Origin of the sequence: Streptomyces sp. NPDC019396 (assembly GCF_040632375.1) — a bacterium.
Classification (GTDB): domain Bacteria; phylum Actinomycetota; class Actinomycetes; order Streptomycetales; family Streptomycetaceae; genus Streptomyces.
Map to the genome: position 1 here is coordinate 81,912 of NZ_JBEYBS010000010.1, position 15,662 is coordinate 97,573.

Consider the following 15,662-nt stretch of genomic DNA (forward strand, 5'->3'; position numbering starts at 1 on the left):
AAAGCGCCTCAGGCCGGGCGCCGGGCCTCGACGCCCGATGCGGGCTGCTGGTGACCGCCGCTCGCGAGCATCCGCACCTCCCCGCGGTCGCTGATCTCGGCCTGGACGATGCCGGTGTCGTCGGCGTAGACGGGATGGCCGCCCGGGCCCTTGCGGTCGGTGCGGTGTACGACGACCGCGTCCTCATCGGCCGCCGCTCCCGTGTCCTTCGCGCCGGCATGCGCGAAGACGAGCTCGTAGTCCTCGCCGGTTCCGTCCCGGTTCATAGCGCCCTCCTCTGCCAGGCGGTCAGGCACCGCCGAACCCAGATACCACCCGAATGACCATTATCGGGCAAACAGCCCGGCGAGCGAGCGTCATGCCATCGCGTCGCCACCGGGGGTGACCATATGTCCGGTGTGATCAGCAGATACGCGGAAGCTGTTCACCGAGCGGCATGTCCACCACCCGGGTACCGCCAAGGCCGGTGCGTGCCACCACCATGCCGTGATGGGCGTCGGTCACCTCTCCGATCACGACCGCCTCGCGGCCGAGCGGGTGTGCCCGCATCGCCGCGAGCACCGCGTCCGCGGCATCGGGGTGGACGAAGGCGACGAGTTTGCCCTCGTTGGCGACGTACATCGGGTCAAGGCCCAGCACGGCACAGGCGTTGGCGACGGCGGGGGGTACGGGTACGGCGCGCTCCGTGACGACCACGCCCGTCCCCGATGCTGCCGCGATCTCGTTGAGTGCGGCGGCAAGGCCGCCGCGCGTCGGGTCACGCAGCACGTGCAGGGCGCCGGGGTCGTCGGTGGCGGCGAGCATCGCCTCGACCAGTCCCCCGAGCGCGGCGCAGTCGCTCTGGATCTCCACCCCGAATTCCAGGCCCTCGCGCACGCTCATGACGGCGACCCCGTGGACGCCGATCGCGCCGCTGACGATCACCACGTCGCCGGGGACGACGCGCTGCGGGCGCAGGTCGACGCCCTGCGGGATGAGGCCGATGCCCGAGGTGTTGATGTAGACGCCGTCGCCGTGGCCGGACTCCACGACCTTGGTGTCACCGGTGGCGATCTCCACTCCCGCCGTACGTGCCGCGGCACCGAGCGCCTCCGCGACCCGGGCGACGACGCCGATCTCCACGCCCTCTTCTAGGATGAACCCGCAGGACAGGTAGGCGGGCTTCGCCCCACTCATGGCGAGGTCGTTCACCGTGCCGTTGACCGCGAGGTCTCCGATGCTGCCACCGGGGAAGAACAGCGGGCGCACCACGAACGAGTCCGTGGAGAACGCGAGCCGCGCACCGCCGAGTTCGAGCGTGGCGCTGTCACCGAGTCCGGCGAGCGCCGGCCCGCCGTACGCGGGCCCGAACACGTCCCTGACCAGTTCGGCGGACATGGCGCCGCCGCCTCCGTGGCCCATGACGACCCGGGCCCGGTCGCGCACCGGCAGCGGGCACGTCCACGCCAGGACATCCGGGGCACCTGACATGGCGGCGGTCTCGGTGGTGACGGACGCTCGGGTGGTGGCCTCAGACAACGGAACCGCCTTCCAGGGACGGGGCCGGCAGCTCAAGCCGCCGGTAGAGGTAGTAGGCGGCGCACGCTCCCTCGCTGGACACCATGGTGGCGCCGAGGGGGGTGCGCGGGGTGCAGACGGTGCCGAACGCCTCGCACTGATGGGGCTTCAGCAGTCCCTGCAGCACCTCGCCGCTGCGACAGGCGGCCGGCTCCCGGGTGTCGATCCCGGAGACGGAGAAGCGGTGCTCCGCGTCGTAGTCGCGGTAGCGCGCGGAGAGCCGCCAGCCACTGTCCGGGATCACCCCGATACCGCGCCAGGCACGGTCGGTGACCTCGAAGACATCGTCGAGCATCACCTGCGCTGACGGGTTCCCCTCGGGCCTGACGGCACGTGGATAGGCGTTGTCGACGGTGTGCTCGCCGCGTTCCAGCTGCCGGACGGTGCGGCGTACCCCTTCGAGGATGTCCAGGGGCTCGAAGCCGGTCACGACGATCGGGACCCGGTGGCGTTCGGCGAGCTCCGGGTACTCCCCGATACCCATCACGCTGCACACATGCCCCGCGGCGAGGAAGGCCTGCACCCGGCAGTCCGGTGACTGCATGATCGCCTCGATCGCGGGTGGCACCCGCACATGGGACACCAGCAGGCTGAAGTTGCGGATGCCGAGCCTGCGCGCCTGATACACCGTCATGGCGTTGGGCGGGGCGGTGGTCTCGAATCCGATACCGAAGAAGACGACCTGGCGGTCCGGGTTCTGCTGGGCGATCCGCAGGGCGTCGAGCGGCGAGTAGACGACGCGTACGTCACCGCCCTCGCCACGCACCTGGAAGAGGTCGCGGCCGGTACCGGGGACGCGCAGCATGTCACCGAAAGAGCAGAAGATCACTCCCGGGCGGGAGGCGATCTCCAGGGCCTTGTCGATGACCTCGAGCGGCGTCACACACACCGGGCAGCCGGGCCCATGGATCAACTCCACCTCGTCGGGGAGGAGTTGGTCGATGCCATGTCGGATGATGGTGTGCGTCTGACCGCCGCAGACCTCCATGAGCGCCCAGGGCCGGGTCACGGTGGCGCGGATCTCGTCGAGCAGCCGCCCGGCGAGTTCGGGGTCCTGGAACTCGTCGATGTACTTCACCGCTGCGCCTCCTGTGCCGCACCGTCCGCGTGGCCGTCAAGGGAGTCGGTGCCGTGCGCCTCGGCCGCGGCCTGCTCCCAGGGGTCGCCGAACTCCTCCTGGAGCATGCCGAGGTTCTCGAACAGCTCCAGGGTCTGGCGGGCCGACTCCTCGTCCAGCCGTTGCAGGGCGAACCCCACGTGGACGATGGCGTATTCACCGACTCGCAGGTCCGGCAGATACTCCAGGCACACCTCCTTCACCACGCCGCCGAAGTCGACAGTGGCCATCCGGGTGCCGTCCCGGTCCTCGATGTCCAGGACCTTTCCGGGTACCGCCAAACACATACGCGTCTCCCTTTCTGTCGTCACCGCGCCACCGCGTCACCGCGTCACCCAGCGGCCCCGGCCGTACTGCGGGCGGCCACCACGAGCTGGCCGAGGGCGAGTCCCCCGTCGTTCGGGGGGATCCGGTGGTGGCGCAGCACGGTGAATCCGTCTTCGCGCAGTCCCCGGGCGCAGGCGGAGGAGAGCATCGCGTTGGCGAACACTCCCCCGGTCAGGGCCACCGTGGTCAGTCCGTGCTGCTCGCGCGCCGATGCGCAGACCGTGCGCACGAGCCGTGCGACGGCCGCGTGGAAGCGGGCGGCGATCACGGCGGCGGGGGTGCCGGTGCGGAGGTCGCGGGCCACGGCGGCGAGTACGGGAGCGGGGTCGGCCGTCAGCGGGTCCTGACCATCCGGCTGCGGCGGACGCAGCGCGAAGGCATAGGCATCGGCCTCGGACCCGGCCTCCGGGTGCACACCGGCGGCGCCGACCGCGGCGGCTTCGAGCTCGACAGCGGCCTGTGCCTCGTAGCCGACGAGGTGGCACACACCCGCGAGCGAGGACACGGCATCGAACAGCCGACCCATGCTGGAGGTGGGCACGCAGTTGAGCCCGCGCTCCAACTGCCTTGCGAGCACTGACTGTTCACGCTCCGGGCAGGCCTGGACGCAGGGCAGGTCGGGGGTCCACTCGATGCGCGCCGCCCACAGATGCGCCAGTGCCATGCGGTAGGGCCGCTGGACGGCGGCGTCGCCGCCGGGGAGTGGTGCGTAGGAGAGGTGGGCATAGCGGGTGAAGCCGTCGTAGTCGGCCAGCAGGAACTCGCCTCCCCAGACGGCGCCGTCGTCGCCGTAGCCGGTGCCGTCGAAGGCGACACCGATCACCGGCTCGCCGCCGTCCAGTCCGTGCTCGGCCATCGCGGACGCGACATGGGCGTGGTGATGCTGGACGCGCACGAGCGGGCGGTCGTCTGCGTGACGCTGGGCCCACTGGCCGGAGCGGTATCCGGGATGCCGGTCGGCGGCCAGCAGCGCGGGCCGCACTCCTGTGATCTGTTCGAGCTGCTCCTCGGCGCACTCGAAGGCGTGCTGGGTGGCGAGGTCGTCCATGTCGCCGATGTGCGCGGAGAGCCAGGCCTTGCGGCCGCTGCCGAGGCAGAGGGTGTTCTTGAGGTCGCCGCCGACCGCGAGCGCGGACACCACGGGGACCGGCAGGGTCATCGGCAGCGGCGCGTAGCCGCGTGAGCGGCGCACGATCAGGGGTTCGCCGTCGCAGACGCGTACCACCGAGTCGTCGCAGGGCACATGGATGGGTCGGTCGTGCAGCAGCCACGCGTCGGCCAGGTGTGCCAGCCTGTCCAGTGCCTCCGTGTCGTCGGTGACGATCGGCTCTCCCACGAAGTTGCCGCTGGTCATCACGAGCAGTTCGGGGCCCGCCGGGGCCTGGGGGCGGGACGGGTCGCCGGGGCCGAGCAGCAGATGGTGCACCGGTGTGTACGGAAGCATCACGCCGAGGTCCGGGCTGCCGGGGGCGACCACCGCCGCCGGCCGGGGAGCGCCGGGCCGTGACAAGGGTTCGGCGCGGCGGCGCAGCAGGACGATCGGGCGGATGCTGCCGGTGAGCAGCTCCCGTTCGGCGGTCCCGAGGTGGACGAGGTGTTCCACGGTGGCGAGGTCCCTGGCCATCAGGGCGAACGGCTTGTCGCCCCGCGCCTTGCGGCGGCGCAGCAGAGCGACCGCCGAGTGGTTCGTGGCATCGCAGGCGAGGTGGTAGCCGCCCAGTCCCTTGACGGCGAGGATCGCGCCCTCGGCGAGGAGCCGGCGTGCGTGGTCGATCGGATCGGCGGCGACGGGACCGATCAGACTGCGGTCGTTGGGGTCGAGGGACTCGACCAGCTCATGCCGCAGGCCCGGGGCGGCCGGTGCCAGGATCAGCCGCAGCCGGGGCCCGCAGGCGTGGCAGGCGACGGGCTGGGCGTGGAAGCGGCGGTCCCCCGGGTCCTCGTACTCCTGGGCGCATTCCTCGCACATCCGGAAGTCGGCCATGGTCGTGTGCGCCCGGTCGTAGGGCAGTCCCGTGACGATGGTGAAGCGCGGGCCGCAGTGTGTGCAGGTGATGAACGGATGCCGGTGGCGCCGGTCGTCCGGGTCGGCGAGCTCGGCCAGGCAGTCGTCGCAGGTGGCCGTGTCCGGCGATACCAGGGTGCGGATGGGTCCGTCCTTGAGTGAGGCGACGATGGCGAACCCGCTGGCGCCCGTCGCCGGGAGCTCCTCGTCGTGCACCGACTCCACGAGCGCGAGCGGCGGGATGTCCACGCCGATACGGGTGCAGAAGCTGGCCACGGCGAGCGGTGCGCCCTCGACCTCGGCGACCACCCCGTCACCGGTGTTGGTGACATGCCCGGCCAGCTCGAGACCGGTGGCGAGGGTGTACACGTACGGCCGGAAGCCCACGCCCTGCACCACACCCCTGACGGTGACTCGGCGCCGCTGCACGGATGGCGTGACGCCCAGAACCGCCGGGGCGCCTGCCTCCTGCTGCGGGGTGCTCACGACCGTGCCCGCGCCATGACCGGGGAGTGGACCGGGGTTCCCTCCGCCGCCGCCAGGGCCCGGTCGAGCAGGACGCCGGCGCCCTGTCCCGTACGAGCGGAGGTGAGGAGCACGTCCACACCCGGGTTGACCTGCTGGACATGGGCGCGGAAGACCCCCTCGTCGAAACCGACGGCCTCGGCGATATCGGTCTTGGTCACGATCACCAGCTGGGCGAGTCCGAAGGCCGTGGGGTACTTCAGCGGCTTGTCCTCGCCCTCGGTCACCGAGGCGAGCACCACACGGAGCGACTCGCCGAGATCGTACGAGGCCGGGCAGACCAGGTTCCCGACGTTCTCCACGAACAGCAGCCGGGTGTGCTCGGGCAGCCAGGCGTGCAGATGACCGGCCAGCATCCCGGCCTCCAGATGGCACAGCCCGTCGGTCAGCACCTGCTTGACGGGGGCACCGGACCTGGCCAGGCGCTCGGCGTCGTTCTCGGTCGCCAGATCGGCGGTGAGCGCGGCGACCCGCAGCCCGCGTTCGCGGGCGAGCAGCAGCTCCCCCTCGAGCAGGGCGGTCTTACCGCTGCCGGGGCTGGACAGCAGATTCACCACCGTGGTGCCCTGGGCGGCGAAGCCCGCGCGCAGGGTCTGCGCCGTCGCATCGTTCTTGGCGAGCACCGCCTGGTGCAGATCAACGGCACGGCACATGATCAGCTCTCCTCGGGGATCATCGGCGGGATCGGTGCACCGGTGCGGCTCGGTGCCGGTTCTCCGGCCCACTCCACACCGGTGATACGCAGCTCGCGGCCCGCGATCAGCTCGGTGGTCGCCTGGCCGCACACGGGACAGCACAGCTGCGGGGGCATGCCGACCGCCCAGTCGTCGGCGCACCCGGCGCAGTGAGCCCGGCCGGGTACGGATTCCGCGATCAGCTCGGCGCCCTCCAGGACGGTTCCGGCGCAGGCCAGTTCGAAGCAGAAGCCGAGGGCGTCGGGAACCACCCCGGCCAGCTCCCCCACCTGCAGCCGTACGGTGCTGACCGCGGTGGCGCCATGGGAGCGCGCCGCCTCTTCCACCTGGTCGACGACGGCCAGCGCGAGGGACATCTCGTGCATGGGTCTCCGTCCTGCGGCGCGGTCACCTGGTCCGGCCTCATTACAGGGCGGGGCAGGGCGCCCGGCCGACCGGCACGCCGCCGCCACACCGTTGCGTCCGCCATTCGGTGCAGCTCTGACGTACGGGACCGGCCGTGAGGCGGAGTCACATCTTGCGGATCCTCAGATAGCGCCTGAGGTCGGGGAAGAGGGAGACGAGGGCCGCGAGGGCGGACGCCGCGGCGGCGCCGCCGATGAAGGTGCTCTTCTTGCTCATGGTGTTTCTCCTCGTGTCAGGGCTTGGTGCCGGATGTCAGGACGTCGTGCTGCCCGACCAGGTCCATGACCATCCGTACGGCTTCCGGCACGGCGGCGGCCACCGGCGGGCTGAGTCCGATGCCCTCGTCCAGGCAGGCGGGTTCGCAGCCCACGACGAAGATCTGCCGCGGCGGGGTGCCGTCCGTACCGGCGCACAGGGTGTCCAGCAGGGCCAGTACGGCATCAGGGGACATCCCGTGCCCGTCGAGTGCGGTGCCTGCCGCCGCGGTCTGCCCCGGTGCGCCGGGCTCGATCAGATACAGCGTCCCGGGCTCTCCGCCGCGTGCGGTGGCGTCGACGAGGACGAGCGTGTCGAATCCGTCGAGCAGCCGGTACGCGAGGTGGACCCCTCGGATGCCGATGTCGGCCACCTCGACATGGCCGGGCAGCGGCCGCGCGGTCAGCGCGCGTACGGCCTCCACGCCGAAGCCGTCGTCGCCGAGGAAGATGTTGCCGACGCCCGCGACGAGGGTCTTGGCGCCGCCGTTCGCGGAGGCGTTCACGCGTCCTCCAGGGGTTCGACCTCGTCGGGCTGGAAGTAGAGGAAGCGGCCCTGCTCACGGCGGATGTCGGCGCCCGGGTCGCCGTCAACGGTCACCGCCAGGTGCACTCCTCCGTCGACGTCGTGCAGTACGGCCTCCACCTGCGCGGAGCGGCCCTGGAGGAAGAGGTCCTGGGCGTCCGTGTGGCGCAGGCCCGGGCGGAGCACCACCCTGCTGCCCGCGCTGACCGGCCGACCGCCGATCAGGACGTGGTCGCGCGCCGGGTCGACCCTCGTGTCGCCGCCCGGATCCCACCAGGGGGTGTCGGGCCGCATCACACCGGCCTCGGGAAGGCCGGTGACGTCGGAAACCCCGTCGGGCGCCGGCGCCTCGCCGGTGACCTCGCGCAGTCCGCGCACCGCTCCGTGCAGCCGCTCGAGCACTTCGGGAGGCATCGTGTCGGCCAGCTCGATCACGGCCGCGGCCCGTGCGTCCGTCCCGCGTGCCTCACGCTTCTCCTCGTCGGTGAGGGCGGCGGTACGCAGGGCGAGGATCTCGTCGATCTCGGTGGAGTCGTAGAGCGCGCCCGGACTCTCCGGTGCGATGGCCGGATGGTCCTCCAGGATGATCGGCGACGACAGCACCAGATCGGTGCGGCCCGCCTCCCCCGCGAGCACCGGCCAGGTGTGCAGATTGCGGCAGGCCGCGACGGCGCCACGGGCCCACTCGGGCGGGTCGGTCATCGACAGGAACGCGCCCGCGTCCAGGCACAGCAGGAGATGGCTGGCGACCAGCGAGTACGGCAGCGCCGCGTCACGTTCGCCACCCGGGCCCGGCGTCCAGGGGCTGGTGTTCTCGACGACGGCGGTGAGCCGCACGGTCCGGTAGGGGCCGTCGAGTTCGGTGGTGGAGAGCCGTACCGCGCCGCTGATCTCCTCGCGGCGGCGCAGCAGCCGCCCCACGGTCCGCCCGGAGCCGTCGTGGACGGGCTCGGTGTCCTCGCGTGCGGGCTTGGTGAAGGGGAACGACACGCCGTCCCCGGCCAGCGCGGCGGCGGGCACCGCCAGTTCGACGCGCTCCTCCACTCCCTCGTCCCAGGGGACCAGGACCCGGTCGTCGAGGTGCAGCTCCCGGACGGTCTCGAAGCCGCCGTCCGCGGTCGACTGCTGGACGGTGCGCCGCTGGGTGTGCAGGAAGCGCACCTCGACCGCGAGCACGGCGCCCAGTTTCGGCTCCATCAGGCATTCGGTGTGCTGGAACTCGTGCTCCTCGCAGGCGGCGCTCCAGGCTGGCGGCACGAGCACGCCGAACTGCCAGCGCAGCCGGTTCTTGGCCGCCGACGCCCGGTACGGATAGAGCACATAGCCCTCGAAGAGCACGGCGTCGGCCACCTGCCGTGCGGTGGCGAGCCGTGCCTCGGCCGCCGGGGAGAAGGCGGTACGGGTGGCGGCGGGATCCGCTGCTGCCGTCATGGCGCCGTCCTCTCGTCGGACCGGCCGGGCACCCGCGGCTCCCGCGCTGTCCGCGCCGTCGCCGCCGTCTTCTGGAGCAGCGCCTCCACGGTCGCCTCCCATGAAGGCAGCGCCTGACGGGAGCGGTAGGCCAGCAGGGCGTCCATGGTGGCGCGGGGGAGCCGGATCCAGCCGCAGCCGGGGAAGTGCTGTTCGATCATCTCGCGCCAGGTCTTCACCGGCATCCGGTACGTGGCCTCCCGGTCCCAGGGCACCGGTTCGACCCGGAACCCGGCGGCTCCGGTGAAGGCGGTGCCCGAGAACAGCAGGAGCAGGGGTACATCGCCCTGGTTCAGCGCCCCGACGTAGCGGGTCGCGGCAATGTCCATGTCGTAGGTGCAGGGCACCACGAGGTCGGTCTCGGTCTCTCCGGTGAAGCCGGGAACCATCACGGAGACCTGGGCGAACTGCACCGGATGGAGGGTGGTCCCCCAGCGGGAACGCTCGCCGAAGAGATCGGTGAGCCCGCTCGCCTCGTCGGCGTCGTAGCCGCGCCTGGCGGGTTCGATCCGCAGCTGGCAGCGCAGAGCCATGGCGTGCACCCGTGTCCCGGGTGAGGCCGTGATGCGCAACCGGAAGACGAGGGTGGGCCCGGCCGCGTAGGCGTCGGCGCGTACGCCCGTGCAGCTGAAGGTGAACTCGGCCGGCTGGGCCGTCGCCTGCTGGGGTGTCGTCGCGGGCTGTGTCATGGACGGCTCCCCTGCAAGGCCCTGGCCTGCTGGCGTACGTATGCGAAGAAGGCCTCGAGGTCCGCTCTGGCCTCGGCCCCGCCGTCGAAGCCCTGCCAGCGCAGCCGCATCCGTCCCACCAGCTCGTAGCAGAGGTCGATCGGCACCAGGTAGCACTCGGTGCGGCCCTCTGCGCGGCGCAGCAGCAGTGCCTCCACATCGGGCTCGAGCAGAGCGGCGAGCCGGGTTCCGGCGAGTGCCGTCTGCCAGGCGACGGGCTCGAGTTCGCTCTCGGTCGCTCCGGCCGGGCTCGGGTACATCGCGACGAGCCGGTCGAGGGCGGCGTTGCGGAAGAAGAAGGCGACGCCGACGGGGATCCTCAGCAGTTCCCAGGCGGTGTCGTCGATCCGGTGCCGGGGGTCGCTCAGGAAGCGGCCCGGGACCGCGCGGAAGCGGCCACTGGATGCGCCGTCGTGTGCGAGCAGTTGGGCGCATGGTGCGCAGGCGCAGGCAAGGGCGCGTTTCTCGGTGTCGACGAGATGGCGGTGGCGTTCGCCGTCCAGCGGCACACCGCAGAGCTCGCACTGCTCCTGGCGCGGTGGGCGCGGGGTGGTGAAGCGGCGCAGCCCTCTGGGCGCGGGGCCGGAGGGCACCTGCCCGGGGCCCGGGACGGACCGCAGCGGCCCCGGGCCGGGGAAGGTCGCGCTCACCGTGCCGTGACCGACGACCGGTCCGACCGGCTCGCCCCGGGGGCGCCCAGGGTCTCGGGCGGGCCTGTGCCGATCTGGAGGAGCGCCGGTTCGCGGGCAGCTGCGGACGACTCCACTTCGACGGCCGTGACCTCGGGTGCGAAGCAGGCGAGGGCCTCCACGGCGGCCTGCCGGGCGACCTCCTGGGTGCTGGGGCAACCGCAGCCCGTCGAGCCGGTGACCCGCAACCGCAGCACTCCCGTCGTCTCGTCGAACCCGGCGGATTCGACGGAGTGCCGCACACGGTGCAGGGCGCGGGCGATCCGGGTGGGGACGTCATCGGGATGCAGGTCGTGCAGGACGAGCAGTCCGGCGACCAGTTCGTCGTCGAGCAGTTCGGCAAGGGGCGCGGCGCCGGATCCCTGGCCGACCGGGCGGTGGCCCAGCAGTTCGACGGTCCGCGCGAGTCCGGCTCCGTAGAAGTCCACGAGGACCCGGACGAGTTCCTCGACGGCCGCGCAGGCCCTCTCGTCGCCCGATGAGGCGAGCCGGTCGAGGATCTCCTCGACCCGCCGGCCCGCCTCTTCCGCGGTGACCGGGCTCATCCGGCGAGACCGCTCAGTCCGGTGGGGACGTGCAGCGACTTCACGGTCCTGCCGCCGCCCACGTACATGTGCACTCCGCAGGGCAGACAGGGGTCGAAGCTGCGCACGGCCCGCATGATGTCGATGCCCTTGAAGTTCTCCGGGGAGTTCTCCTCGAAGATGGGTGTGTTCTGAACGGCGTCCTCGTACGGGCCCGGGGTGCCGTAGCTGTCGCGGACACTGGCGTTCCAGGGGGTCGGCGGGTACGGGTGGTAGTTGGCGATCTTGCCGTCCCTGATGACCATGTGGTGGGAGAGCACCCCGCGGACCGCCTCGGTGAATCCGCAGCCGATGGACTCGTCCGGGACTTCGAACTTCTCCCAGGTCTGGGTGCGTCCGGCGCGCACCTCCTCGAGGCCCTTCTCCGCGCAGTGCAGCGCGACGGCGGCCGCGTAGGCCTGGAAGTAGGTGCGGGCGCGGTTGCGCTCGAGCGCGTTGCTCCACTGCGGGATCTTCCACTCGAATGTGGTCTCCGGCTTGGTGAGCGTGCGCGGCAGGTTGATGACGACGCTGTGTCCGGTGGCCTTGACGTAGCCGATGTCGACGAGTCCCGACAGGGCTGTGGACCAGAGGCGGGCGATGGGTCCGCCGCCGGTGTCCAGCGCGAGGTGGTCCTTGCCGTCGAACCAGCGCGGGGACATCACCCAGCTGTACTTGTCGTCGAAGTCCCGCTTCTGCGGGGCGGGGATGGTGTGCTGGTTCCACGGGTGGCGCGGGTCGACCGGGTTGCCGAGCGGGTCGTGGGTGACGAACTGCTCCTGGCCCTCCCAGTCCTCGTAGTACGAGCTGCCGAGCAGGATGCGGATGCCCAGGTTGATCTGGGTGAGGTCGTTGGTGACCAGCTTGCCGTCCACGACGACGCCCGGGGTGACGAACATCTTCCGTCCCCAGTCGGTCATGTTGGCGTAGGTGAAGTCGCAGTACTCGGGGTCGTTGAGCGCGCCCCAGCAGCCGAGGAGCACGCGGCGGCGGCCGACCTCCTCGTAGCCGGGCATGGCCTCGTAGAAGAAGTCGAAGAGGTCGTCGTGCAGCGGTACGACCCGCTTCATGAACTCCACGTAGCGCATGAGACGGCTCATGTAGTCCGTGAAGAGCTGGACGGACGCGACGGTGCCGACGCCGCCCGGGTAGAGCGTGGAGGGGTGCACATGGCGGCCCTCCATCAGGCAGAACATCTCCCGGGTGTAGCGGCTCACCTGGAGGGCCTCGCGGTAGAACTCGCCCTCGAGGGGGTTGAGGGAGCGCATGATGTCGCCGATGGTGCGGTAGCCGTGCTCGGCGGCGTGCGGTGCCTCGGTGCGGTCCGCCTGCTCCATGACACCGGGGTTGGTCTCGCGGACCATCTTCTCGCAGTAGTCGACCCCGACCAGGTTCTCCTGGAAGATGTTGTGGTCGAACATGTACTCGGCCGACTCGCCGAGGTTGATGACATATTCGCCGAGGTGCGGCGGCTTCACGCCGTAGGCCATGTTCTGGGCGTAGACCGAGCACGTGGCGTGGTTGTCACCGCAGATGCCGCAGATACGGCTGGTGATGAAGTGGGCGTCGCGGGGGTCCTTGCCCCGCATGAAGACGCTGTAGCCGCGGAAGACCGACGAGGTGCTGTAGCACTCGGCGACCCGCTTCTGCTTGAAGTCGATCTTGGTGTGGATGCCGAGGCTGCCCACGATCCGGGTGATCGGATCCCAGGACATCTCGACCAGGCCGTCGCCGGGTCGCGTCTTCGTTGCCATCGTGTGTGCGGTGCCCTTCCTCGCTCTTCGAGCAGATCCTCAAGCAGGTGATGGGGTGGTCGGTGTGCTCTGCGGCGGTGGCCGCACTGCGGTGCGCCGTGTCACCACGGCGGCCGGTAGCCCGTCGTGATCTTGTCTCCGGTGTGCCGCCACTTCGGCTCCTTGTCCACGGTCCTCGCCGTGATGTTCCGGAGCCTGCGGATCACGGCGCCATAGGCACCGCTGGATGTGGTGGAGACCCGCGCGCCGGGAGGCTCGTCCATGAACGGCATGAACTTGTCCGGGAAGCCGGGCATGGTGCAGGCAATGCAGATGCCGCCCACGTTCGGGCAGCCGCCGATGCCGTTCATCCAGCCGCGCTTGGGCACGTTGCACTTGACGACAGGGCCCCAGCAGCCCAGCTTGACCAGGCACTTGGGCGAGTCGTACGCGTCGGCGAACTGGCCCTGCTCGTAGTAGCCGGCACGATCGCAGCCCTCGTGGACGGTGGCGCCGAACAGCCAGCTCGGGCGGAGCTTGTCGTCCAGCGGGATCATGGGCGCGGACCCGGCCGCCTGGTAGAGCAGATAGGTCAGGGTCTCCGCGAAGTTGTCGGGCTGGATCGGGCAACCGGGCACGCACACGATCGGGATGCCCGCCTTGGACGTCCAGTCCCAGCCCAGGTAGTCGGGCACACCCATGGCGCCCGTCGGGTTGCCCGCCATCGCGTGGATACCGCCGTAGGTGGCGCAGGTGCCGATCGCGACGACGGCGAGTGCCTTGGGTGCGAGCCGGTCGATCCACTCGCTGGTGGTGATGGGCTGGCCCGTGGCGGGGTCGTCACCGAAACCGCACCAGTAGCCCTCACGCTTGATCGACTCGTTCGGTACGGAGCCCTCGACGACGAGCACGAACGGGTCGATCTCGCCGCGCTCCCCCTTGAAGAACCATTCGATGAACGTGTCCGCGCCCCCGACCGGGCCGCACTCGAAGTCGATCAGCGGCCAGTGGACCTGGATCTTCGGCAGTCCCGGCAGCGCGCCGAGCACGATCTCCTCGATGCTGGGCTGCATGGCGGCGGTCAGCGCGACCGAGTCCCCGTCGCAGCTCAGTCCCGCGTTGATCCAGAGAATGTGGATCGGCTTCTCGTCCGTGCCCACCGCCGCGCCGGACGGGTCCGCGGCGTCGGCCGTGGTCGGCGTTGCTGCATCCATGAGGACGTCTCCCGGAGAGTTATGCGACAAAGACCCGCTTTTGGGCCTTCGTCCTTGCTAACAGGCGGCCGGTTCCCCTGCCACCGCACGGGGTTCCGGAGAAGTACGGGACGGTTGCTCCTTCCGGGTGAACGCCCGGCGCAGCGCGTGGTAAGGGGCGTGCGGGTCACGAAAGGTGCGCAGCATGCGGGCGAGTTCCTCTTCCCGGTAGGCGGCTAGCGGCCGGGCCGCCTCCCGCCGTTCGCTCTGCGCCTTCTTGGCGGCGATCCTCGACTGCGTCGCCGGGAACGGCGCCAGCCGCGACGCCAGGCCGCACGCCTCGGCTCCGAATTCCTCCGGACCGCAGTCGATGACCCGGTCCACCAGGCCGATCCGCAACGCGGAGGCGGCCGAGACCGGCTGGGCCTGCCGGGTGAGGAGTTCGGCCGTCTCGGCGCCGACTCTGCGCGGGAGCGAGTAGGTCCAGTACTCGGAGCCGTACAGACCCATCAGCCGGTAGTGCGGGTTGAGCACCGCCCCCGACCGGCACCAGACCTCGTCGGCGGCCAGCGCCAGCATCACCCCGCCCGCGGCCGCATTGCCGCCGAGCGCGGCGACCACCAGCCGGTCGTTCGTGGTCAGAACGGCCTCCACCAGGTCGTCCATGGCGTTGATGTTCGCCCAGGACTCCGCGGCGGGGTCGTCGGAAGCCTCGATGACATGGAGGTGGATGCCGTTCGAGAAGAAGTCCCGGGCACCGCCCAGCACCAGCACGGTGGTGGGCCGGGAGCAGGCCGTCCGGTACGCCTCGAGCAGTCGCCGGCAGTGCTCCGTGCTCATCGCCCCGCCGGGGAACGAGAACGACAGGAACCCGACCGGGCCCTCTTCGCGGTAGCGGATGTCGCTCCAGGTCCGGTGCGGCCCCCCGTCGGCCTCGAGGAGCGGTGCGGGGTGCTCCGGGAGCCGCGGCAGAGTCCCCGCCAGGGCCAGGGCCCGGGTGGCGGGCAGTTTGAGACCGGCGGGCATGCCAGGACCCTGGCGCGGGCGCAACTCGGGGATCCACACGGCTCCGTCGGCGGTGGCCCGGCAGATCGCACCGGCCCGGGTCGCCAGCAACTCCCCGGGACGACCGCGCAGCCCGTACTCGGGATGACCACCGTGCAGGAACCATTCGGCGCCGAGCAGTTCGTCCCGGACACCCGGCTGGGAGGCCGCGGCGCGCAGCGTGCGCACCACGGTCCCGGTGGTGTCGTTCGCCCAGGAGATGCCGCGCAGTTCCTGACGGAAGTACGGCCGGACGCTCACCGCTTCCCGCAGGGTGGTCTGCGGCACCGGCGTATGGCCGCCCGCCGCGAAACGCTCCACGGCCAGCAGCACGGCCGTGACGGCGGCGTCGGCGACCTCTCCCCGGTACAAATCGCTCTTGGCCGCGGGCGGCGCCGCGGGTACGGGGAAGTCCGCCGTGGCCCAGATGTCACCGGCGTCCATCTCCTCGCCCGCCTGCAACACGGTGACACCCCACCTGGTGGCACGCTCGTGGATAGCCCAGTCGAGTGACGACGGGCCCCGGTCGCCCGGAGGCCCGGGATGCACGATCAGACAGGTGCGGACCGACCACACGTCACGCGGGATGGCGGTCTTCAGCATCGGCGCCACGACCAGCTCGGGATCATGCGCGAGCACCGCGTCGCGCACCGCCCCACCGCTCCCCGCGGTCTCCACGGCGACCCGGTGACCGCGGTCCCGCAGTTCGGCGTGGACCCGCTGGGTGAGGCTGTTGTAGGCGCTGGCGACGAGCAGGATGTGCATGGCGGCCTTCCACCGGTCACGGCACTGTGGCCGGAGTGGGCCGACCGCCTGCGATCGTCGGACACG

15 protein-coding genes are annotated in these 15,662 nt (G+C 71.1%); all 15 read right to left on the reverse strand.

Going from position 1 to position 15,662, the window contains the following annotated elements:
- Window positions 1–8: 8 nt before the first annotated feature.
- The 15 genes from ABZ532_RS14075 to ABZ532_RS14145 all read right to left on the reverse strand — a co-directional run bounded on the left by ABZ532_RS14075 (window position 9) and on the right by ABZ532_RS14145 (window position 15,596).
- A complete protein-coding gene (locus ABZ532_RS14075; protein ID WP_361282301.1) occupies window positions 9–266 on the reverse strand; it encodes a DUF6296 family protein in 258 nt (85 codons plus the stop codon).
- A 136-nt stretch (window positions 267–402) separates the two neighbouring features.
- The gene (gene hypE, locus ABZ532_RS14080) at window positions 403–1,470 is read right to left on the reverse strand and encodes a hydrogenase expression/formation protein HypE (protein WP_361282551.1); all 1,068 of its coding nucleotides are present in this window, start codon (window positions 1,468–1,470) and stop codon (window positions 403–405) included.
- A 40-nt stretch (window positions 1,471–1,510) separates the two neighbouring features.
- Window positions 1,511–2,635: a hydrogenase formation protein HypD gene (gene hypD / locus ABZ532_RS14085; RefSeq protein WP_361282303.1), complete on the reverse strand. Its 1,125-nt coding sequence runs from the start codon at window positions 2,633–2,635 to the stop codon at window positions 1,511–1,513.
- The gene (locus ABZ532_RS14090) at window positions 2,632–2,961 is read right to left on the reverse strand and encodes a HypC/HybG/HupF family hydrogenase formation chaperone (protein WP_361282305.1); all 330 of its coding nucleotides are present in this window, start codon (window positions 2,959–2,961) and stop codon (window positions 2,632–2,634) included. The genes hypD and ABZ532_RS14090 overlap by 4 nt, the downstream gene beginning before the upstream one ends.
- A 44-nt stretch (window positions 2,962–3,005) precedes the next feature.
- Entirely contained in the window at window positions 3,006–5,435 is a 2,430-nt protein-coding gene (gene hypF / locus ABZ532_RS14095) for a carbamoyltransferase HypF (RefSeq protein WP_361282553.1), read from the reverse strand.
- 53 nt (window positions 5,436–5,488) lie between these two features.
- Window positions 5,489–6,184, reverse strand: coding sequence for a hydrogenase nickel incorporation protein HypB (gene hypB / locus ABZ532_RS14100; RefSeq protein WP_361282307.1), 696 nt, complete (start codon window positions 6,182–6,184; stop codon window positions 5,489–5,491).
- A gap of 2 nt (window positions 6,185–6,186) precedes the next feature.
- Window positions 6,187–6,591 carry a hydrogenase maturation nickel metallochaperone HypA gene (locus tag ABZ532_RS14105; RefSeq protein WP_361282309.1) on the reverse strand — a complete coding sequence of 135 codons (405 nt, stop codon included), beginning with the start codon at window positions 6,589–6,591 and terminating at the stop codon, window positions 6,187–6,189.
- 272 nt (window positions 6,592–6,863) lie between these two features.
- Window positions 6,864–7,391 carry a hydrogenase maturation protease gene (locus ABZ532_RS14110; RefSeq protein WP_361282311.1) on the reverse strand — a complete coding sequence of 176 codons (528 nt, stop codon included), beginning with the start codon at window positions 7,389–7,391 and terminating at the stop codon, window positions 6,864–6,866.
- Window positions 7,388–8,842, reverse strand: coding sequence for a hypothetical protein (locus tag ABZ532_RS14115; protein ID WP_361282313.1), 1,455 nt, complete (start codon window positions 8,840–8,842; stop codon window positions 7,388–7,390). Before ABZ532_RS14115 ends, ABZ532_RS14110 begins: the two co-directional genes overlap by 4 nt.
- On the reverse strand, window positions 8,839–9,570 hold the full coding sequence (locus tag ABZ532_RS14120; RefSeq protein ID WP_361282315.1) for a DUF6084 family protein: 732 nt from the start codon (window positions 9,568–9,570) through the stop codon (window positions 8,839–8,841). The genes ABZ532_RS14115 and ABZ532_RS14120 overlap by 4 nt, the downstream gene beginning before the upstream one ends.
- Window positions 9,567–10,202, reverse strand: coding sequence for a DUF5947 family protein (locus ABZ532_RS14125; protein ID WP_361282555.1), 636 nt, complete (start codon window positions 10,200–10,202; stop codon window positions 9,567–9,569). Before ABZ532_RS14125 ends, ABZ532_RS14120 begins: the two co-directional genes overlap by 4 nt.
- A 53-nt stretch (window positions 10,203–10,255) precedes the next feature.
- Entirely contained in the window at window positions 10,256–10,843 is a 588-nt protein-coding gene (locus tag ABZ532_RS14130; RefSeq protein ID WP_361282317.1) for a hypothetical protein, read from the reverse strand.
- Entirely contained in the window at window positions 10,840–12,615 is a 1,776-nt protein-coding gene (locus ABZ532_RS14135; protein WP_361282319.1) for a nickel-dependent hydrogenase large subunit, read from the reverse strand. Before ABZ532_RS14135 ends, ABZ532_RS14130 begins: the two co-directional genes overlap by 4 nt.
- A 101-nt stretch (window positions 12,616–12,716) precedes the next feature.
- A complete protein-coding gene (locus ABZ532_RS14140) occupies window positions 12,717–13,808 on the reverse strand; it encodes a hydrogenase expression protein HypE (RefSeq protein WP_361282321.1) in 1,092 nt (363 codons plus the stop codon).
- A gap of 57 nt (window positions 13,809–13,865) precedes the next feature.
- Window positions 13,866–15,596: an enoyl-CoA hydratase-related protein gene (locus tag ABZ532_RS14145; protein ID WP_361282323.1), complete on the reverse strand. Its 1,731-nt coding sequence runs from the start codon at window positions 15,594–15,596 to the stop codon at window positions 13,866–13,868.
- Window positions 15,597–15,662: the final 66 nt, after the last annotated feature.

Coding starts and splice junctions, on each gene's coding strand:
- hypE (WP_361282551.1), bottom strand. CDS start 1,470: ATGTCAGGTGCCCCGGATGTCCTGGCGTGGACGTGCCCGCTGCCGGTG.
- ABZ532_RS14075 (WP_361282301.1), bottom strand. CDS start 266: ATGAACCGGGACGGAACCGGCGAGGACTACGAGCTCGTCTTCGCGCAT.
- ABZ532_RS14130 (WP_361282317.1), bottom strand. CDS start 10,843: ATGAGCCCGGTCACCGCGGAAGAGGCGGGCCGGCGGGTCGAGGAGATC.
- ABZ532_RS14135 (WP_361282319.1), bottom strand. CDS start 12,615: ATGGCAACGAAGACGCGACCCGGCGACGGCCTGGTCGAGATGTCCTGG.
- ABZ532_RS14145 (WP_361282323.1), bottom strand. CDS start 15,596: ATGCACATCCTGCTCGTCGCCAGCGCCTACAACAGCCTCACCCAGCGG.
- hypB (WP_361282307.1), bottom strand. CDS start 6,184: ATGTGCCGTGCCGTTGATCTGCACCAGGCGGTGCTCGCCAAGAACGAT.
- ABZ532_RS14090 (WP_361282305.1), bottom strand. CDS start 2,961: ATGTGTTTGGCGGTACCCGGAAAGGTCCTGGACATCGAGGACCGGGAC.
- ABZ532_RS14115 (WP_361282313.1), bottom strand. CDS start 8,842: ATGACGGCAGCAGCGGATCCCGCCGCCACCCGTACCGCCTTCTCCCCG.
- ABZ532_RS14105 (WP_361282309.1), bottom strand. CDS start 6,591: ATGCACGAGATGTCCCTCGCGCTGGCCGTCGTCGACCAGGTGGAAGAG.
- ABZ532_RS14140 (WP_361282321.1), bottom strand. CDS start 13,808: ATGGATGCAGCAACGCCGACCACGGCCGACGCCGCGGACCCGTCCGGC.
- ABZ532_RS14120 (WP_361282315.1), bottom strand. CDS start 9,570: ATGACACAGCCCGCGACGACACCCCAGCAGGCGACGGCCCAGCCGGCC.